The organism is Arsenicicoccus sp. UBA2120, assembly GCF_002330965.1.
GTDB classification, from domain to species: Bacteria; Actinomycetota; Actinomycetes; order Actinomycetales; family Dermatophilaceae; genus Arsenicicoccus; species Arsenicicoccus bolidensis.
This window is the reverse complement of record NZ_DCYC01000049.1, coordinates 10,835-28,720: the sequence shown is the minus strand read 5'-3', so window position 1 is coordinate 28,720 and position 17,886 is coordinate 10,835. Positions and strand designations below refer to the sequence as shown.

The following is a 17,886-nucleotide window of genomic DNA, read 5'->3' as shown; positions in this document are numbered from 1 at the left end:
CGCAACCCGCAACCCGCAACCAGGAGAAGCACCATGCTCGACACGATCGACGGCCTCCCCGTCCACGCCCTCGTCGTGCACGTCGTCGTGGTGGTGGCTCCGTTGACGGCGCTGCTCGCCGTCGTCTACGCCATCGCCCGGCGTCGGCGGGCCGGCCTGCGTCTCCCCCTCGTCGTCGGCGCCGTGGTTACCGGGGCCTGCGGCTGGGTCGCGGGCCAGTCCGGGCACCGCCTCGAGGCCAGGGTCACCGGCGGCAGCCCGCCCAACGAGCTGCTGCAGCGGCACACGCAGGCCGGTGAGCTGCTGCAGCCGGCCTGCGTCGCGTTCATGGTGCTCGTGCTGGTCGCGGTGGCCGTGCTGAGCCGGCTCGACGGCGGCACCCACGGAACCGCTCACGCCGACGGGCCCGACGGGCAGGCCCGCACGCCGGAGAGGTCGGCCGGGCAGCGCCTGCTCGCCGGAGCCCTGGCGGGACTGCTCGTGCTGGCCGCCGCCGCCCTGACCTCCCAGACCGTCGTCACCGGTCACGCCGGCACCAAGGCGGTCTGGAGCAGCATCGTCGGCTGAACCCCAGGCGGGGCCGAGCGTCAGGCGTCAGGCGAGGGAATTGGCCTTGAGCCACTCGTTCGCGACGTCCTCGGGCTTCTTGTGGTCGACCGAGACCTTCTTGAGCATGTCCGTCAGCCCCTGGGTGTCGAGCTTGGCCGAGACCGCGTTGAGCGCGTCCTTGCCCTTGGCGTCGAGCTTGCCCTTGACCGCGAGGGGCAGGACGTTCTGCGCGGCGAAGAAGTTCTGCGGGTCCTGCAGGACCTGGAAGTCGTTGACCTGGATGGCCGGGTCGGTGGTGAAGATGTTGGCCATGTCCACCTGGCCGTTCTTGAGGCCCTGGACGGCGAGCGGCCCGCCGGCGTCGAGCTTGCGGAACTGCTTGAACTTCAGACCATAGGTCTTCTCCAGCCCCGGGATGCCGTAGGAGCGCGACTGCCACTCGGCGGGCCCGCCGATCGTCAGCTGCTCGGACTTGCCCTTGAGGTCGGCGATCGACGTGACCCCCAGCTCCTGGGCCTTGGCCCTGGTCATCACCACGGCGTCCTTGTCCTCGGCCTTGGCGGGCTCGAGGACCTCCAGGTGCGAGGGCAGCCCGGCCTTGAGCTCGGTGATGATGCCGGCGGAGTCGTTGGCCTTGGCGTCCTTGTTGAAGTAGCGGTCGATGGCGCCGGAGTACTCCGGGATGACGTCGATCGAGCCGTCCTTGAGGGCGGGGATGTAGGTCTCGCGCGAGCCGATGCCGAGGCGCGTGTCGACCTGGACGCCCTTGGCCTTGAGTGCTCCGGCATACAGCTCGGCGAGCAGCTTGGACTCGGGGAAGTCGGCCGAGCCGACGGTGATGCCGCCGCCCGAGCCGCCGGCGGCGGTGGTCGACGAGGAGCTCGTGGCGAGGGGGTCGCCGCCGCCGCCTCCGCAGGCGGACAGCCCGAGGGCGAGGACGACGGCCGTGGCCAGGGTGAGGGTGGTGCGCGTCATGGTGGTCTCCTCCAGGTGGGTCACGCCGCGGGCGCGGTCGTGCGGTCGGTGGTGGTTGGGGTGGCGTCCGAGGTGGTGCCCTCGGACGGGTCCGACGGCCGTATGCCGCCCCGGCCCGCCCGGTCGCGCCGTGAGGTCGTCGCGCCGGTGAGCCCCCGCGAGACGACGAGTCGCTGGACGAGGGTCAGGACCAGGTCGACGGCGAGGGCGAGCAGCGCGACGAGGATGCCGCCGCCGGCCATCTGGGCGTAGTCGCGGGCCGCCTGCCCGTCGATGAGGTAGCGCCCGAGGCCGCCGATGGACACGGTGGCGGCGATCGTCGCGGTGGCGATGACCTGCATGGTCGCCGAGCGGAGCCCGGACATGATGAGCGGCATCGCGCACGGGACCTCGACCTGGCGCAGGACCTGCGCGCCCGTCATACCCATGCCCTTGGCGGCGTCGCGGGCCGCGGGGTCGACCTGCTCGACGCCGCTGTAGGTGCTGGCGAGGATCGGCGGGATGGCCAGCACGACCAGGACGAGGACCACGGGGACGAGGAAGGCGGCGTCGCCCTGCAGGCGTGGGCCCAGCAGGATGATCGCGAGGAAGAGCAGGCCGAGGGTGGGGATCGAGCGGGCGCCGTTGAGCAGGTTGACGACGGCGACCTTGCCCTTGCCGGTGTGCCCGATCCACAGACCGAGGGGTATGGCGATCAGGGCCGCGAGCAGGACGGTCAGCGCGGTGTAGGCGAGGTGCTCGACGATGCGGGTGGGGATGCCTTCGGGCCCGGACCAGTGGGTGGGGTCGGACAGCCAGCCGAGGAGCGAGGAGATCATGCGCGTGCCTCCGCCCCGCGGCGCCAGGGCGTGAGGGCCCGGGCGACCAGGTTGATGACCAGGTCGAAGAGGAAGGCCAGCAGGACGCACGCGACGATCCCGACGACGATCGGGTCCATGAAGCCGGTGGAGAAGCCGTCGGTGAACAGGGTGCCGAGCTGGGGCATCCCGATGAGGGCGGCCACGCTGACGATGGACACGTTGCTGACGGCGGCGACGCGCAGGCCGCTCGCGATGACTGGCACGGCCAGCGGCAGCTCGACGGTGAGCAGCCGGCGCACGCGCCCGATGCCCATGGCCGTCGCGGCCTGACGGACGTCGTCGGGCACCGAGGACAGGCCGTCGACGACCGTGCGCACGAGCAGGGCGACGGTGTAGAGGGTCATCGCCACGACGACGTTGACCGGGCTGATGATCTGGGTGCCGAGGATCAGCGGCATGAGGATGAACAGCGCCAGGGAGGGGATGGTGTAGAGCAGGCCCGAGCCGATGACCAGGGGCTGTCGCACCCATCCGTAGCGGGTCGCGAGCCAGCCGAGCGGCAGCGCGACGAGCAGCCCGATGATCAGCGGCACGCCGGACAGCCAGACGTGCTGCAGGGCGAGCTGCAGGATGTCGGTCAGGTTGTCCCGCGCCCAGGTCATCCCAGGCCCTCCTCGACGGGCGACGCCGTGACGGGATCTGCGTCCGGCTGCTGCCGCTGGATCTGGGCCAGGACGTCCTGGGCGAGCACGGTGCCGACGAAACGACCGTCGGCGTCGGCGATGACGCCCTTGCCCGTCGGCGAGGACAGGGCCGCGTCGAGGGCGGCGCGCAGCGTGCCACCCTCGCGCCCGACGGTCCCGCCGCGGTGCAGCAGGGTGCGGTCGAGCGTGCCCCGCACGGCCTCGACCCGGACCCAGCCCTGCGGCCGGCCGTCCTCGTCGAGGGCCAGCACCCACGGCTCGCCGGCCGCGACCTCGCGGAGCCGCCCGGCGGAGTCGCCGACGCGGACGGTGGGCTCGTCGAGCAGGGGCAGGCGCGGGGCCTTCTGGAAGGCCAGGCCGCGGTAGCCGCGGTCGCGCCCCACGAAATCGGCCACGAAGTCGTCGTGCGGGTCGCGCAGCAGCCGCTCGGGGGTGTCCAGCTGGGCCAGGGTGCCCCCGACCCGGAGCACCGCGATCTGGTCACCGAGCTTGACGGCCTCGTCGATGTCGTGGGTGACGAAGACGATGGTCTTGCCGAGCTCGTCCTGCAGGCGCAGGAACTCGTCCTGCAGCTGCTCGCGCACCACGGGGTCGACGGCGCTGAACGGCTCGTCCATCAGCATGACCGGAGGGTCGGCCGCCAGGGCGCGGGCCACCCCCACGCGCTGCTGCTGGCCGCCGGACAGCTGCGCCGGGTAGCGCCGGGCCAGGTCGGGGTCGAGCCCCACGACCTCGAGCAGCTCCATCGCTCGCGTCCGGGTGGCGGCCTTGTCGCTGCCGAGCAGCCGCGGCACCGTCATGACGTTGTCGAGGATCGTGCGGTGCGGGAACAGGCCGGCGTGCTGGATGACATAGCCGATGCCGCGCCGCAGCTCGTCGGGGTTCATCGACCCGGTGTCCACGCCGTCGATCGTGATGGTGCCGCTGGTCGGCTCGATCATTCGGTTGATCATCCGCAGGCTCGTCGTCTTGCCGCAGCCCGAGGGCCCGACGAACACCGTGATGCGGCCGGTCGGTGCCTCGAGGGTCAGCCCACCGACGGCCGTGGTGCCGCCCGGGAAGGTCTTGGTCACGCTGTCGAAACGGATCATGCCGAGAGGCTTCCTGACGTGAGGGGACGCGCGTTGGGCAACCGTACCCACCAGCCGGGCCGCGGTGCGTCCTAGCGCGCGGTGAGCGCGTCGTCGGCCTGGCGGGTCCGCGCGGCCCTCGCGGCCCTCGCGGCGACCATGTGCCCGGCGGCGCGGACGGCATACAGTCCTGGTGTGCGCACGCGAGGAGTGGTCCTGGCCGTCGAGGCCCTCCTCGACGTCCCCGGCGCGACCGCCCGCGCGGTGTCGATCGAGGGTCTTTCCGTCGGGCACCCTCGCTACGAGCGCCCCCTCCCGGGCGAGGGTGCCGTCGAGCGGCTCGGGGCCGCACGGGACGGGACGATCCAGCCGTATGCCGACGCCCGGCCGGCCCTCGACCACCTCCTGGCGGCGGGGATCCGGGTCGCGGTGCTGGTGCGGCGCGAGGACCCCGTCCTGCGCAGAGGGCTCGAGCGGCTCGCCCTCGACGAGCGGGGCGACCACCGGGTCCTGGTCCTCGGGCCGGACGACCTGGCCGGACCGGTCGCCGGACCAGCAACCGGATCAGCCGCGGCATCCGGCCTCTGCCGCGCGGCCTGCGCAGCCCTCGGCACCCGCCTCGACAAGACCGTCGTGGTCGGCGACGCCCCTCTCGTGCAGGGCGCCCTGCAGGCCGGCCTGCGGGCCGTGTGGATCGACCGGGTCGACCGCCGCGAGATGGAGGGTGTCCCGACCATCCCCGGCCTGGACTCCCTGCCGACCGCGCTCGCCGCGCTCGCCGCGCTCGCCGACCGCGCCCTGCTCGCCCCGGACTGACGGATAGATCGACCCCGCGAGACCGCCCGCGCAGGACGTCGTCCGACCCGGCGCGATCACCGGGTTATCTAGTCCGAATCAGTGGGTATGCAGGCGCCATCAGGGTCACGCGATCCGCTGGCCCACCGACGCTCCAGACCCGGGCGTTCCTCATCAGCAGGTCATCACATCACACCCCATGAGAGGGGCTGCCATGTCGAACCCCACGTTCGATTCCCGCACCACCGGCTCCGAGCCGTCCACCAAGGACGTCGCCGCCGACGAGGCCAAGAACGTCGCCGGCACCGCCCAGCAGGGCGGCCAGCAGGTGGCCGACACCGCCAAGGTCGAGGCCCAGCAGCTGGCCGGCGAGGCCAAGGGCCAGGCCCAGGACCTGTTCCACCAGGTGCGTTCCGAGGCCACCACCCAGATCTCCGGTCAGCAGCAGCGCCTGGCCGGCTCCCTGCGCACCATCTCGGGCGAGCTGGACCAGATGGCCCACGGCGCCGACACCGCGACCGCGTCCGGCCTGGTCTCCCAGGCCGCCGGCACCGTCGACCAGGTCGCCGGCTGGCTCGAGAACCGCGAGCCCGCGGACGTCCTCGACGAGGTCCGCCGCTACGCCCGCCGCAACCCCGGCACCTTCCTGGCCGGCGCCGCCCTGCTCGGCCTGATCGGCGGCCGTCTGACGCGTGGCCTGCAGGCCGACGCGCAGCGCGACGAGGCCTACGACGCGCGCTACGACACGCAGCGCCGCTCCTACGGCTACGTCGAGACCAGCGCCCCGCGTGCGGGCTACGTCGAGACCACCTACCCCGAGGGCACCCGCGTCGGCGCCCAGGACTATGCCCGCGACGGCTACGGCACCGAGGTCTACGACCAGGAGGTCACGACGACCACTTATGCCCCCGAGACGACCACCTATGTCGAGGGCCGTGGCGACGAGCGCCCCGGAGCGGGTGACCTGCGCCGATGACCCAGTTCGACGACTCGCACGGCGCCACCGCCGCAGGCGCGGACCCGTTCCCGCCGGAGCCGCTCGCCCCGGGCGACGTCCGGCCCGCCGAGCCCCTCGAGGGCTCGCACCAGACGTACGAGAAGGGTGAGCTCTCCGCCGTCGGCGCACTCCTCGGTGACATCGCCAACGACATGACGACGCTCCTGCGCCAGGAGGCCGCCCTCGCCAAGCTCGAGGTGCAGCAGTCGGCCAAGGCTGCGGGCAAGGGCGTGGGCCTCCTCGGCGGAGCCGGGGTCGCAGGCCACTTCGTCCTGCTGTTCCTGTCCATCGCCCTCTGGTGGGGCCTGGGCACGGCGATGGACAACCACGTCCTCTCCGCGCTCATCGTCGCCGCCATCTGGGCCGTGATCGCCGCCGTCCTGGCCTCCATGGGCCGCAAGGACCTCAAGAACGTCAATGGAGCACCGCGCACGATCGAGACCGCCAAGCAGGTCCCCGATGCGCTCAAGGGAAACGAGAACCGCGCATGAGCTACGACAACACGCCCACCAGCAGCAACGACCCGGAGCAGCTGCGCCGCGAGATCGAGCGCACCCGGGGCAACCTCAGCCAGAACGTCAACGCCCTCGGTGAGGCCGTCGACCCGAGCAACGTCGCCAAGCGCCAGGCCGAGAAGGTCCAGGACCGGGTCGTCGGCGCCGGCCGAGGAATCAAGGAGCGGATCATGGGTTCGAACGACGACGAGTACTACTACGCCGACGGCCGCCGTCGCTACCACGCCGAGGACTCCGGCCCCGGCGTCGGCCAGCGCCTGAGCGAGACCGGCGACCGCGTGTCGGGTGCCGCCTCCGACGCGGGTGACCGCGTCCGCGACGCCGCCGGCACCGCCCGCGACAACCTCGAGCAGGCCCCGGCCATGGCCCGCCGCAAGACCCGCGGCAACCCGATGGCTGCCGGCCTGATCGCGCTCGGCGCGGGCTGGCTCGTCGGCTCCCTCCTCCCGGTCTCGGAGCGTGAGCGCGAGCTCGCCGTCCGTGCCAAGGAGGCGGCGCAGGACAAGGGCCAGCCCCTCGTCGAGGGCGCCAAGTCCGTCGCGCAGGACGCCGCCGACAACCTCAAGGCCCCCCTGCAGGAGGCCGCGGACTCCCTCAAGGAGAGCGCTCAGGAGAGCGTCGACAAGGTCAAGGGCGAGGGCCAGGACGCGGCCCAGGAGGTCAAGGCTCAGGCCCAGGACTCCAAGGACAACGTCCAGCAGAAGCAGAAGAAGAACAGCTGATCACGGCACGCTCTGCACAGCACTGAGCAGTACCGAGCAGCACTGAGCAGTACCGAGCAGCACCGAGGGGTGGGTCCGGGCCTGAAGGCCTGGCCCACCCCTCGGCCGTGCCTGCACCTCGTATGACGGAGGCGGCGCAGGCGGAGGCGCGGGTCCCGTCATACGGGCTAGCTCTTGGCCTTGCTGCCCTTGCCCTTCTTGGCGTCCTTGCTGCTCTTGCTGCCCTTGTCACCGTCGACCAGCGACGCCGCGTGGTCCGGGACGTAGCGCTGCAGGTCGCGCGGCGGCCGCTGGTAGCCCTTGGCCTTGGGCCGCACCGGGATCTTGACCTCCGGCGGGTCGATGTGGAGGTAGGGGATCGAGTCAAGCAGGTGCTTGATCACGTTGAGCCGCGAGCGCTTCTTGTCCTCGGACTCGACCACGTGCCAGGGCGAGCTGGGCAGGTCGGTGTGGGCGAACATCTGGTCCTTGGCGCGGGAGTAGTCCTCCCAGCGCGTGATCGATTCCAGGTCCATGGGCGACAGCTTCCAGCGCCGCATGGGGTCACCGAGCCGGGAGCGGAAGCGCTTCTCCTGCTCGACGTCGGAGACGCTGAACCAGTACTTGCGCAGGATGATCCCGTCGTCGAGGAGCATCTGCTCGAAGACCGGGCACTGCTGCAGGAAGCGTTGGTACTCCACCTCGGTGCAGAAGCCCATGACCCGTTCGACGCCCGCCCGGTTGTACCAGCTGCGGTCGAAGATCACGATCTCCCCGGCGGCGGGCAGGTGCTCGACGTAGCGCTGGAAGTACCACTGGGTGCGCTGCCGCTCGGTCGGCGCGGGCAGTGCCGCGATCCGCACGGTGCGGGGGTTGAGGTACTGCGTGATGCGCTTGATCGCTGAGCCCTTGCCGGCGGCGTCCCGCCCCTCGAAGACGATGACGACCCGGTTGCCGGTCTGCCTCACCCACTGCTGCATGGTGACGAGCTCGGACTGCAGGCGCTCCAGCTCGTCCTCGTAGGCCTTGGTGGGGAGCTTGGGCGGCTTGGTGGCGTGGGCCTCGGGGTTGTGCCCGGTGGACTTCTGCGTCATCGCCCCATTGTCCGGGTGATCAGTAGCGCTCGCGCGGCGGGGTCGTGTCGTGGTGCTCGATGATCGCGTCGTGACGCGTGTGGCGGCGCTGCTGGTTGATGATCAACGACAGCACGAGCGACAGCGCGCCGGCGCCCATCAGGATGAGGCCGATCATGCCGAGGTCGATGCTCGGGATCGCGTCCTGGACCGCGAACTTCAGGACCGCGCCGACCACGAGGAGAAAGATGCCGAGGCCGATGCCCATGAGGTGCTCCGTAACGTCCGGCCCCGTCCGGGTGATGGGGCGATGAACCCATTACGTACCCTTTGGGTTGCCATTCGTCACTCATCGTCAATACGTTCACCCTTTTAGCGGTCAGGTGTCGCGCAGTTCGAGCCTGAGCTCGCGCACCGCCCCGTCCACGACGACGACCGGGATCCCCCAGTCCTGCTGGTAGAGATGGCAGGCCGCGTGCTCGGGCACCTCGCCGGTGACCGGGTCGCCGTCGCAGGCCGCGGCGCGGACCGAGACGTGCAGGATGCCGTCGCCCACCCGGGGGTCGAGGTGCAGCCACCGGGTCAGCCCCTGGGCCGTGCCCGAGCCCTCGCGCAGCAGCGCCTCGGGCGAGCTCGACACCATCAGCTGCGTCGGGTCGCCCCACCGCAGGTCGAGCTTCTGCCCCGTCGGGGGCACGAAGTCCACCACCAGGTCGACCTCGCCGGGGGCGATCTCGGTGCGGGGCCGCTGCGTGGTGTGCGCGAGACCGTCGACCCGGCGAGCCACCGGCGGTATGCCGATCCGCTCGATCCGGTGCGCCGCCGACTCGACGACCAGCAGGGTCTCGTCGTCGTCCACGAGGACGTCGCTCGGCTCGGCCAGGTCGCCGAGCAGCGTCGACACCTCGCTGCTCGCGGGGTCGTAGCGGCGCACCGCGCCGTTGTAGGTGTCGGCGATCGCGACCGAGCCGTCCGGCAGGACGCTCACCCCGAGCGGGTGCTGCATCAGGGCCTGCGCGGCCGGCCCGTCGACGTGACCGAAGTCGAACAGACCCTGCCCCACGACGGTCTCGACCTGGACGGCCGGGGCGAGATCCGCTGCTGCGACGGCCCCCTGGCCGCCGGTCGGCGCCACGGTGACGCGGCGCAGCGCGGAGGTCTCGGAGTCGGCCACCCACAGGACCTCCCCGTCGGCGGAGACGGCGAGCCCCGACGGCTGCGCGAACCAGCAGTCGCCCCCATCCCCGTCCCGGATCCCCTCGGCCGAGGTGCCGGCCAGCACCTGGATCTCGTTGTCCGCCGGGTCGGCTCGCAGGTCGAGCGACCACAGCTGGTGGGTGCCCGCCATGGCCACGACGAGCCGATCCTGCCACCAGGCCAGGTCCCACGGGGTCGACAGGTCCTGCGCGAGCGCCGGTCCCCCGCCGGTGCGCTCGCGCAGCTGGGAGCCGGTGCCGGCGAGAGTGGTCCACTCCCCCGACACCAGGTGCAGACCCCGCACCTGGTGGTTGACGCTGTCGGCGACCGCGACGTCCACGCCGGTGCGGGCAGCCACCTCGGGCGGCAGCAGCAGCACGCCCTGCGGCTCCGCGAGGGGCGGCTGGGCGGCATACCGCGTCTGCTCGGTCACGAGATCGGGTGCCAGCCGGACGATCTCGTGGTGCGCGGTGTCGGACACGAGCACCGAGCCGTCGTCGAGCCGGACCGCCTTGCCCGGGAAGCGCAGCGGCGAGGTGGGCGGCGGCGGGGCGACGTAGGGGCCGTCCCCGCGGCGCAGGGTCCCCTTGGCGTCATGCTCGGCGAGCAGCTCGCGGACGAGGACCTCGAGGCCGTGGGCGTGGCCCTCGCCCGACATGGACGCGACGACATAGCCCTCGGGGTCGATGACGACGAGGGTCGGCCAGGCGCGCGCGGTGTACGCCTGCCAGGTGACCAGGTCCGGGTCGTCGAGGACGGGGTGGTGCACGGCGTAGCGCTCGACGGCGGCGGCGAGCGCGTCGGGGTCGGCCTCGTGGACGAACTTGGGCGAGTGGACGCCGATCAGCACGAGGCTGTCGGCGAACTCCTGCTCCAGGGGCCGCAGCTCGTCCAGGACGTGCAGGCAGTTGACGCAGCAGAAGGTCCAGAAGTCGAGGACGACGACCTTGCCCCGCAGCTCGGCGAGGGTGACCTCGCGCCCTCCGGTGTTGAGCCACCCCCGGCCGACGAGCTCGGGGGCACGGACGCGGGCACGACGATCAGCCATGACACGCAAACCTACCCCCGGTGAAGGCATCGACCGGCCTTCGTCCGCCAGGCTGATGCCTCTACCCCCGGCGGGTCTGGTCCTGGCCGGCGATCCGGCCCAGCCGCTCGTTGTAGGCCCGCAGCTCGGCGTCCTCGTCGCGCTCCGCCTCGCGGTCGTAGCGCCGAGACTCACGCGAGTCCGACCGCACCCAGTCCGCCACGACCAGCAGCGCCAGGATCATGGTGGGGAACTCACCGATCCCCCAGGCGATGGCGCCACCGTCCTGCTGGTCCTGCAGGAGGTTCCAGCCCCAGCCGAGCTGCAGCGCCTGGTAGAAGGTGGGCGCGAGCAGCGTCGTCCCGGACATCAGCGCGATCCCGAACCACGCGTGGAAGCCGAGCGTCCCCAGCAGCAGGACCAGGCGGCCCGGCGCCGGCCACTTGCGCGGGCCCGGGTCGACGCCGATCAGGACCCACGCGAAGCCGTAGCCCGCCAGCACGAAGTGGACGACCATGAGCACGTGCCCGGTGTGGGTGCGCAGCGCGAGCTCGAACAACGGCGTGAAGTAGAAGACGATCAGGCTGGCGTAGAAGTTGATCGCCGCCACCAGCGGGTTGGCCATGAACCCCACCCACCGGGAGCCGAGGGCCGCGCTGAGGAGCTCGCGCAGCCCGAACGACCCGTCGTGCCGGGGCCTCAGGACGCGCAGCGCCAGCGTCGAGGGCGCCCCCAGGACCAGGAGCATCGGGACGCCCATCATCAGCGCCATGTGCATCGACATGTGCCACGAGAAGGACACCTTGCCGAGCACCCCGGGCCCGCCCTGCGTCGCCAGCAGGAAGATCGCGTGGCCGGCCAGCCAGGCCAGGGTGCGGGTGACGGGCCAGCGATCGCCGCGCCGGTGCAGCACGCGCACACCGTGCAGGTAGAGCCCGACGGCGATCAGGGAGAGCGACAGCCACAGCCAGTCGACGCGCCAGGTCGACAGCCAGGACCAGCCCTGCGGCACGGCCGGCGCCGGGTAGCCCGTGAGCGACTCGGCCGCGGTGATGCCCGGCTGGACCTCGGGGACGGGCGGGGCCGACCGCGACAGGGCGACCCCGAGCCCGACGGCGAGCCCCATGACGGCGAGCTCGATGGCGGCGAACCGGGCGAACCCGGCGGCCAGGGTGGGGTTCTCGCGCAGGCGAGCGACGTACGCGCGCCGTTGCCGCAGACCGACCAGGGCGAGGGCCACGAGCAGGAGGACCTTGAGCACGATGAGCAGGCCGTATGCCGACGCGAGCCCCCGCCACGAGCCGACCCGCACGGCGGCGTTGAGCAGGCCGGACAGCGCGACGAAGGCCAACGACCAGGTCGCCACGTGGGAGTAGCGCTCGACGGTGACGCCCAGGTCCCGCCCGCGCAGGAGGGGCCGCAGGACGAGGATCCCCAGCAGGCCACCGAGCCACAGGACGGCGCCGAGCAGGTGGTACTGCAGCGACGTCACGGCGGTGTCGTGCGCGACCGATCCTGCGGCGTGACCCGCGAGGCCGAGGGGGAAGAGCGCGAGGAGGCCGAGGACGAGCATCCAGGCGAGGGTGTAGCGCGAGCGGCCCACGGCGGCGCCGGTGGTGACGACCATGCCGATCAGGGCCGAGACCACGGTGGCCCGGATGGCGTCGAAGCTCATCGCGAACGCCCCGAACTGGTCCCCGAACTGCGGGTCCGTCGGGGACATGCCCGCCGCGTCGGCGAACGTGAGGACCACGCCGGCGAGCCCTGCGACGACCCAGATCATGCCGGTCAGGCTGGCCGCGCGGGCCGCCGTCACACGACGGGTCCCTTCGCGGTCGTCGGGCACCAGCATCGTGCCGACGAGGAGCAGGCCGACGGTGGCGGTCAGCGCGACGTCGTGGACGGCGCGGACCAGGGGCAGGCCCCAGCGGACCGCGGGGCCGGCGTCCCCGAGACCCGTCACGAGCTCGGTGAAGGCACCCGTCGCGAGCCCGCCGGCCAGCAGCGCGACCAGCGCCCCGACGAGAGGGACCGTCGCGATGACCGTGCGGGCCTCCCGGGAGTCGTCCCGGTGGGGCGTGGACGGGGACGCGACCTGGGTGCTGCTCACCCCTCCAGCCTAAGGCGACGCAGGGACGCGGTCGGCTCCGCCCGTCGTTAGGGTGGGGCCATGCCCATCCACCCGGCACCACCCACGGACCTGCCTGGCCTCGTCAACGCCTTCGCGCACACGGGACAGGCCGTCACCGACCTCGGACGCGGGCTCACCGACGAGCAGCTCGCGCTCCCGACCGACTGCCCCGGCTGGACGGTCAAGGACCACGTCTCGCACGTCGTGGCCGTCGAGTCCCACCTCGAGGGGCTGCCCGAGCCGCACGTGGACGTGCCTGGATACGACCACGTCCGCAACGACCTCGGCCGCTTCATGGAGGTGGGCGTCGAGGCGCGCCGCTCGCGTGCCGGCGTGGACGTCGTGCGCGAGCTGGAGTACGTCCTCGGCCGGCGCGTCGCGACCGTCGGCAGCCCGGGCCTCGAGCTCGACTCCATCGTCGCCGGCATGCAGGACCGCCCCACGACCGTCGGCGAGCTGCTGCGCATGCGCACCATGGACATCTGGGTGCACGAGCAGGACATCCGCGCGGCCCTGGACGAACCCGGCAACCTGGACTCGCCCGCGGCCGCGGTGTTCGTGGCGTCGGCGGTGCGGATCGTGCCCCAGGCCATCGCCCGTCGTGCCGAGGTGCCCATCGGCGACACGGTGATCCTCGAGCTCACCGGCCCCGTGACCGCGCGCATCGGGGTGCGGGTCGAGGACGGCACCGAGGAGGACCCGCGTCCGCACGGCGTCGTGCTCTTCGGCGGGGAGGGGGACCAGCAGTCGTCGGGCAACACCACGACGACCATGCGGGCCATCGACCCCAACACCCAGATCACCACGGCCAAGCTGTCCACCAGCGCGTTCGGACGCCTCGCCGCGGGCCGCCGCTCGGTCGACGAGGTGACCTACACCGTGGCCGGGGGCGACGAGGACGTGGCGCGGCGCGTGCTGGCCAGCCTCCGCTTCACCCCCTGACGAACGCCGCCCACCCGGCACACCCCGTCCGCCCCATCCGCCCCGTCCGCCCGAGCGGTCTCGCGAGAGTTGAGGCTTCAGCAAATTAGTTGTATGCTGCAAGCAAATGAATACGCCACACCCTGCGCCTGAGCATCTCCTCGGCCCCTCCACCGATCTCGGTGCGAGCATGACGCGGGCGGCCAAGGCGAGCATCGTCCTCAAGCACATCTCCCCCCTCCCGATGTCCGGGATCGAGCATGCCGCGCTGCCCGTCCTCTTCGCCGCCCACGACCAGCCCCGACGGGTCTCCGACCTCGCCGCCGCCTGCCACCTCGACGTCTCGACCACCAGCCGTCAGGTCAGTGCCCTCACCGCGCTCGACCTGGTGACCAAGCAGGCGGACGACCGGGACCGCCGGGCCCAGGTCATCGCGATCACCGACACCGGTCGGGAGCTCGTCATACGACTGCGCGAGGAGCGCGCCGCCCGGTTCGCCGAGATCCTGCACGACTGGGACGCCCACGACATCCAGGCCCTCAGCGGCCTGCTCGACCGATATGCCGACGCCGTCGAGCGTCACCTGCACTCTCAAGGAGCCTGATGGCCAGCACCACCCCCGCCTCCCCGGCAGCGTCCGGGGAGCTCTCCCACAAGCAGATCGTCACGATCCTCCTCGGTCTGATGGCTGGGATGTTCCTCGCCGCGCTCGACCAGAACGTCGTCGGCACCGCGATCAAGACCATCGCCGACGACCTCCACGGCCTGGACCAGCAGGTCTGGGTCACGACGGCCTACCTGATCACGTCGACGATCTCGACCCCGATCTACGGCAAGCTGTCCGACATCTACGGCCGCAAGCGCTTCTACCTCGCCGCCATCACGATCTTCGTCGCCGGCTCGCTGCTCTGCACGATCCCCCAGACGATGTACCAGCTGGCCGGCGCCCGCGCCGTGCAGGGCCTCGGCGCCGGTGGTCTCATGTCGCTGGCCCTCGCCATCATCGGCGACGTGGTCCCGCCGCGCGAGCGCGCCAAGTACCAGGGCTACTTCCTGGCCGTCTTCGGCACCTCGAGCGTGATCGGCCCGGTCCTCGGCGGGTTCTTCGCCGAGCGCGACTCCATCCTCGGCCTCGCCGGGTGGCGCTGGATCTTCTTCATGAACGTCCCGATCGGCCTGATCGCCTTCGCCGCCGTCATGGCGACGCTGCACCTCAACCACACCCCGCGCAAGGCCCGCATCGACTGGGCCGGGGCCACCACGATCATCGTCGGTCTGGTGCCGCTGCTCCTCGTCGCCGAGCAGGGCCGCACCTGGGGCTGGACCTCGGCCGCGTCCCTGGCCTGCTTCGCCATCGGCCTGGCCGGCATCGCGGCCTTCATCTGGTCCGAGGCGCGCGCCGGTGACGACGCCCTGATCCCCCTGCGCATCTTCCGCAACCGCACCATCGTCATCTCGCTCACCGGCGGCTTCGTCATCGGAGCCGGCATGTTCGGCGGCATGATGTCGATCCCGCTCTACCTCCAGATCGTGCACGGCTCGTCGCCCACCACGTCGGGTCTGCAGATGCTCCCCATGGTCGTCGGGATGATGCTGGCCTCGATCGTGTCCGGCCAGCTCATGAGCAAGACCGGACGCATCAAGATCTTCCCGCTGATCGGCGTGACGCTCATGACGATCGTCCTCTTCGCGCTGTCCCGCATCACCGCCGACAGCAGCCTCACCTGGGTCATGACGCTGATGTTCTTCTTCGGCCTCGGGCTCGGCAACACGATGCAGCCCCTGACCCTGGCCGTGCAGGCCGCGGTCGAGCCGCGCGAGATGGGTATGGCGACCTCCTCGGCCACGTTCTTCCGCCAGATCGGTGGCACGCTCGGCGTCGCGATCTTCTTGTCCGTGCTGTTCAACTCGCTCGGCGACAGCATCAAGGACGCCTTCACCAGCGCCGCCAAGGACCCGAGCTTCCTCGCCGCCCTGCGTGACCCGGCCGTGTCCGCCTACTCACCGGAGTCGGCGGGGCTCGTCAAGGGCATGGCCAGCGGCCAGGGCGCCAGCGGTCTCGGCAACGTCGGCGCGGACTCCTCCATCATCGACAAGCTGCACCCTGCCCTGTCCCACCCCATCAAGGCGGGCTTCGCGACGTCGATGGACCACGTCTTCCTCCTCGGGGCGATCGTGTGCGGGATCGGTGTCCTGGTCCTGGCCTTCCTGCCGAACGTGGTGCTGTCCAACCAGTCGGCGCAGGCAGCGATGGCCGCCCAGCGGGCCAAGTCCGACCGGGGCCTGCTGCCGCTCGGTGACGACGCCTCCGAGTCGGACAAGCGCCTGCACGACAGCCTCGAGAAGTTCCTGCTGGACGCCGCGGCGTTCGAGACCGGCGGACACACCTTCGACGAGCTGCAGGACACCTGGGACCACCTGGAGGACCACCAGCTGGACCCGCACCGCAAGGGTCGCCACCGCGCGTCCGACCCCGCCACCCACTGATCCGCTGATCCGCTGGTCGGCCTGAGGTGGTCACATCCGCTTGGCGTGCCAACCCAGGCGGACGTGACCACCTGAGGTAGGTCCCCTCGGGGTCGGGCTATCGTGACGAGCATGAGCGAGACTCCCGACAGCGCTTCTCCGCGCACCCGGTGGGCCGAGCTGGTCGGCGACGACGGGGGCGCGGACTACGAGCGCCGCATCCAGCAGGTCCTCGACCTGACCTCTGCCGCCGGCGGGAACCCGCACGGCGAGGCCGAACTCGTCGTTTCGCTGCTGCCTGAGGGCGGCCGCGTGCTCGACGCCGGTTGCGGCACCGGCCGGGTCGCCGTGCGCCTGGCGGAGCTCGGCCACCCGGTCGTGGGCGTCGACGCCGACCTGTCGATGCTGCGGGTCGCCGCCGACCGCAACCCACGGATCCCCTTCTGGCTCAGCGATCTCGCCGACCTCGACGTCCCGCAGGGCATCATCGGCGCGGGCTTCGACGTCGTCCTCCTCGCGGGCAACGTCATCCCCCTGCTCGCGCCAGGCACCCTCGACCAGGTCGTCCGCAACCTCGCCGGCGTCCTCAAGCCGGACGGGGTGCTGGTCGCCGGGTTCGGGCTCGACCACGAGCACCTGCCCGCCGGCGTCGAGCCCACTCCCCTCTCGGACTACGACCGAGCCTGCGCCGCAGCGGGACTCGAGCTGTCCGAACGCCGTGGCACCTGGGAGGGCGGGGACTTCACCGGCGGGTCGTATGCCGTGAGCCTCCACCGGCACGCCACCAAGGCCCCCAGCCCCCTGGGGCGACTGCGGTCGTTGCTGCACCGCTGACGCACCCGTCCCAGTAGCGGACGGTCCCGCCTCGCGGCGACCCCGTGGGGCACAGTGGTGCGCGGACCGCAGCGGTCCGGCATACGACGACATCACTCGACCCACGGGAGCCACCGTGCCCAGCCAGGCCACCGAACCCACCTATGTCCTCACCCTCACCGCGCGCCCCGACGTCGTGGGGATCGTGCACGGGGTGAGCGGGTTCCTGGTCGAGCACGGCTGCACGATCCTCGAGTCGAGCCAGTTCGGCGACCCTGAGGCGGACGCGTTCTTCATGCGCGTGCAGTTCAGCGGGCCGGTGCCCGAGATCGACCGACTGCGAGCGGACTTCGCGCCGGTGGCCGAAAGGTTCGCGCTCACCTGGGACCTGCAGGACGCCGCCCGCCCCACCCGCACGCTGCTCATGGTCAGCCGCTTCGGCCACTGCCTCAACGACCTGCTCTTTCGCGCCCGCATCGGCGCCCTCAACGTCGAGATCCCTGCCGTCGTCTCCAACCACGAGGACTTCCGCACGCTCGTCGAGGGCTACGGCATCCCCTTCCACCACGTCCCCGTGACGCGCGAGACCAAGGCCGAGGCCGAGGGGCGCCTGCTGGAGCTCGTCGACGAGCTGGACGTCGAGCTGGTGGTGCTCGCTCGCTACATGCAGGTGCTGTCGGACGACTTGTGTCGCGCGCTGGACGGGCGGGCCATCAACATCCACCACTCGTTCCTGCCGAGCTTCAAGGGCGCCCGCCCCTACCACCAGGCCCACGCCCGCGGCGTCAAGCTGATCGGCGCGACCGCGCACTACGTCACCGCGGACCTCGACGAGGGGCCGATCATCGAGCAGGACGTCGCGCGCGTAGACCACTGGGCGGCGCCGGAGCGGATGGTCGCCATCGGTCGCGACGTGGAGACGCAGGTCCTCGCCCGCGCGGTCGAGTGGCACGCCGAGCACCGGATCATCCGCGACGGCCACCGCACGATCGTCCTGCGCTGACGCCCTGGGCGCTCACGCGCACGCAGCCGTCGCACCCGACCGTCGCACCCGCCGTCCCCGGTCTGGACCTCCAGCCCCCGTCTTGCCGTGCAGCCCCCGTCTCCTGCTGCAGCGCAAGACAGGAGACGGTCGCCGAGACAGGAGACAGT

At 71.7% G+C, this 17,886-nt stretch carries 18 protein-coding genes; 10 read left to right on the top strand and 8 right to left on the bottom strand.

Annotated features, from left to right (window positions below; all coding sequences use genetic code 11):
- The first annotated feature begins 33 nt into the window (after window positions 1–33).
- Window positions 34–567, top strand: coding sequence for a DUF2231 domain-containing protein (locus tag B2P18_RS06975; protein WP_286957499.1), 534 nt, complete (start codon window positions 34–36; stop codon window positions 565–567).
- Window positions 568–594: 27 nt separating this feature from the next.
- On the opposite strand, the gene B2P18_RS06970 is transcribed toward B2P18_RS06975, so the two are convergent.
- From B2P18_RS06970 to B2P18_RS06955, 4 genes are read right to left on the bottom strand one after another with little or no spacing between them, the layout of a single operon-like run.
- Window positions 595–1,524, bottom strand: a complete 930-nt coding sequence (locus tag B2P18_RS06970) for an ABC transporter substrate-binding protein (RefSeq protein ID WP_239261622.1) — start codon at window positions 1,522–1,524, stop codon at window positions 595–597.
- Window positions 1,525–1,544: 20 nt separating this feature from the next.
- A complete protein-coding gene (locus tag B2P18_RS06965; RefSeq protein ID WP_019285294.1) occupies window positions 1,545–2,342 on the bottom strand; it encodes an ABC transporter permease in 798 nt (265 codons plus the stop codon).
- On the bottom strand, window positions 2,339–2,986 hold the full coding sequence (locus B2P18_RS06960) for an ABC transporter permease (RefSeq protein ID WP_019285295.1): 648 nt from the start codon (window positions 2,984–2,986) through the stop codon (window positions 2,339–2,341). The genes B2P18_RS06965 and B2P18_RS06960 overlap by 4 nt, the downstream gene beginning before the upstream one ends.
- Window positions 2,983–4,119: an ABC transporter ATP-binding protein gene (locus B2P18_RS06955; protein ID WP_286957488.1), complete on the bottom strand. Its 1,137-nt coding sequence runs from the start codon at window positions 4,117–4,119 to the stop codon at window positions 2,983–2,985. The genes B2P18_RS06960 and B2P18_RS06955 overlap by 4 nt, the downstream gene beginning before the upstream one ends.
- Window positions 4,120–4,293: 174 nt before the next feature.
- Here B2P18_RS06955 and B2P18_RS06950 point away from each other — a divergent pair, with 174 nt between their 5' ends.
- From B2P18_RS06950 to B2P18_RS06935, 4 genes are all read left to right on the top strand, one after another.
- Complete coding sequence (locus B2P18_RS06950) at window positions 4,294–4,914, top strand: HAD family hydrolase (protein ID WP_286957482.1); 621 nt, start codon at window positions 4,294–4,296, stop codon at window positions 4,912–4,914.
- Window positions 4,915–5,107: 193 nt separating this feature from the next.
- Entirely contained in the window at window positions 5,108–5,869 is a 762-nt protein-coding gene (locus B2P18_RS06945; RefSeq protein WP_019285299.1) for a hypothetical protein, read from the top strand.
- Window positions 5,866–6,381 carry a phage holin family protein gene (locus B2P18_RS06940; protein WP_286957479.1) on the top strand — a complete coding sequence of 172 codons (516 nt, stop codon included), beginning with the start codon at window positions 5,866–5,868 and terminating at the stop codon, window positions 6,379–6,381. The genes B2P18_RS06945 and B2P18_RS06940 overlap by 4 nt, the downstream gene beginning before the upstream one ends.
- Window positions 6,378–7,127, top strand: coding sequence for a DUF3618 domain-containing protein (locus B2P18_RS06935; RefSeq protein ID WP_286957472.1), 750 nt, complete (start codon window positions 6,378–6,380; stop codon window positions 7,125–7,127). The genes B2P18_RS06940 and B2P18_RS06935 overlap by 4 nt, the downstream gene beginning before the upstream one ends.
- A 167-nt stretch (window positions 7,128–7,294) precedes the next feature.
- Here B2P18_RS06935 and ppk2 read toward each other — a convergent pair whose 3' ends face one another.
- The 4 genes from ppk2 to B2P18_RS06915 form a co-directional block, all read right to left on the bottom strand.
- Window positions 7,295–8,200, bottom strand: a complete 906-nt coding sequence (gene ppk2 / locus B2P18_RS06930) for a polyphosphate kinase 2 (protein WP_286957470.1) — start codon at window positions 8,198–8,200, stop codon at window positions 7,295–7,297.
- Window positions 8,201–8,219: 19 nt separating this feature from the next.
- The gene (locus B2P18_RS06925) at window positions 8,220–8,447 is read right to left on the bottom strand and encodes a DUF6458 family protein (RefSeq protein WP_019285303.1); all 228 of its coding nucleotides are present in this window, start codon (window positions 8,445–8,447) and stop codon (window positions 8,220–8,222) included.
- 111 nt (window positions 8,448–8,558) lie between these two features.
- The gene (locus B2P18_RS06920; protein ID WP_286957466.1) at window positions 8,559–10,424 is read right to left on the bottom strand and encodes an NHL domain-containing thioredoxin family protein; all 1,866 of its coding nucleotides are present in this window, start codon (window positions 10,422–10,424) and stop codon (window positions 8,559–8,561) included.
- Window positions 10,425–10,485: 61 nt separating this feature from the next.
- Window positions 10,486–12,513: a cytochrome c oxidase assembly protein gene (locus B2P18_RS06915; protein ID WP_286957464.1), complete on the bottom strand. Its 2,028-nt coding sequence runs from the start codon at window positions 12,511–12,513 to the stop codon at window positions 10,486–10,488.
- Window positions 12,514–12,573: 60 nt separating this feature from the next.
- Here B2P18_RS06915 and B2P18_RS06910 point away from each other — a divergent pair, with 60 nt between their 5' ends.
- The 5 genes from B2P18_RS06910 to purU all read left to right on the top strand — a co-directional run bounded on the left by B2P18_RS06910 (window position 12,574) and on the right by purU (window position 17,737).
- Window positions 12,574–13,476: a maleylpyruvate isomerase N-terminal domain-containing protein gene (locus B2P18_RS06910; RefSeq protein WP_286957461.1), complete on the top strand. Its 903-nt coding sequence runs from the start codon at window positions 12,574–12,576 to the stop codon at window positions 13,474–13,476.
- A gap of 169 nt (window positions 13,477–13,645) precedes the next feature.
- Window positions 13,646–14,059 carry a MarR family winged helix-turn-helix transcriptional regulator gene (locus B2P18_RS06905; RefSeq protein WP_286957459.1) on the top strand — a complete coding sequence of 138 codons (414 nt, stop codon included), beginning with the start codon at window positions 13,646–13,648 and terminating at the stop codon, window positions 14,057–14,059.
- Complete coding sequence (locus B2P18_RS06900; RefSeq protein WP_286957454.1) at window positions 14,059–15,942, top strand: MDR family MFS transporter; 1,884 nt, start codon at window positions 14,059–14,061, stop codon at window positions 15,940–15,942. Before B2P18_RS06905 ends, B2P18_RS06900 begins: the two co-directional genes overlap by 1 nt.
- Window positions 15,943–16,053: 111 nt before the next feature.
- The gene (locus tag B2P18_RS06895) at window positions 16,054–16,755 is read left to right on the top strand and encodes a class I SAM-dependent methyltransferase (protein WP_286957452.1); all 702 of its coding nucleotides are present in this window, start codon (window positions 16,054–16,056) and stop codon (window positions 16,753–16,755) included.
- Window positions 16,756–16,870: 115 nt separating this feature from the next.
- Complete coding sequence (gene purU / locus B2P18_RS06890) at window positions 16,871–17,737, top strand: formyltetrahydrofolate deformylase (RefSeq protein WP_029210124.1); 867 nt, start codon at window positions 16,871–16,873, stop codon at window positions 17,735–17,737.
- Window positions 17,738–17,886 lie beyond the last annotated feature (149 nt).

What these genes read in the sequence shown, in the direction of transcription:
- B2P18_RS06975 (WP_286957499.1), top strand. Translation starts at nt 34, where the DNA reads ATGCTCGACACGATCGACGGCCTCCCCGTCCACGCCCTCGTCGTGCAC.
- B2P18_RS06970 (WP_239261622.1), bottom strand. Translation starts at nt 1,524, where the DNA reads ATGACGCGCACCACCCTCACCCTGGCCACGGCCGTCGTCCTCGCCCTC.
- B2P18_RS06965 (WP_019285294.1), bottom strand. Translation starts at nt 2,342, where the DNA reads ATGATCTCCTCGCTCCTCGGCTGGCTGTCCGACCCCACCCACTGGTCC.
- B2P18_RS06960 (WP_019285295.1), bottom strand. Translation starts at nt 2,986, where the DNA reads ATGACCTGGGCGCGGGACAACCTGACCGACATCCTGCAGCTCGCCCTG.
- B2P18_RS06955 (WP_286957488.1), bottom strand. Translation starts at nt 4,119, where the DNA reads ATGATCCGTTTCGACAGCGTGACCAAGACCTTCCCGGGCGGCACCACG.
- B2P18_RS06945 (WP_019285299.1), top strand. Translation starts at nt 5,108, where the DNA reads ATGTCGAACCCCACGTTCGATTCCCGCACCACCGGCTCCGAGCCGTCC.
- B2P18_RS06940 (WP_286957479.1), top strand. Translation starts at nt 5,866, where the DNA reads ATGACCCAGTTCGACGACTCGCACGGCGCCACCGCCGCAGGCGCGGAC.
- B2P18_RS06935 (WP_286957472.1), top strand. Translation starts at nt 6,378, where the DNA reads ATGAGCTACGACAACACGCCCACCAGCAGCAACGACCCGGAGCAGCTG.
- ppk2 (WP_286957470.1), bottom strand. Translation starts at nt 8,200, where the DNA reads ATGACGCAGAAGTCCACCGGGCACAACCCCGAGGCCCACGCCACCAAG.
- B2P18_RS06925 (WP_019285303.1), bottom strand. Translation starts at nt 8,447, where the DNA reads ATGGGCATCGGCCTCGGCATCTTTCTCCTCGTGGTCGGCGCGGTCCTG.
- B2P18_RS06920 (WP_286957466.1), bottom strand. Translation starts at nt 10,424, where the DNA reads ATGGCTGATCGTCGTGCCCGCGTCCGTGCCCCCGAGCTCGTCGGCCGG.
- B2P18_RS06910 (WP_286957461.1), top strand. Translation starts at nt 12,574, where the DNA reads ATGCCCATCCACCCGGCACCACCCACGGACCTGCCTGGCCTCGTCAAC.
- B2P18_RS06905 (WP_286957459.1), top strand. Translation starts at nt 13,646, where the DNA reads ATGACGCGGGCGGCCAAGGCGAGCATCGTCCTCAAGCACATCTCCCCC.
- B2P18_RS06900 (WP_286957454.1), top strand. Translation starts at nt 14,059, where the DNA reads ATGGCCAGCACCACCCCCGCCTCCCCGGCAGCGTCCGGGGAGCTCTCC.
- B2P18_RS06895 (WP_286957452.1), top strand. Translation starts at nt 16,054, where the DNA reads ATGAGCGAGACTCCCGACAGCGCTTCTCCGCGCACCCGGTGGGCCGAG.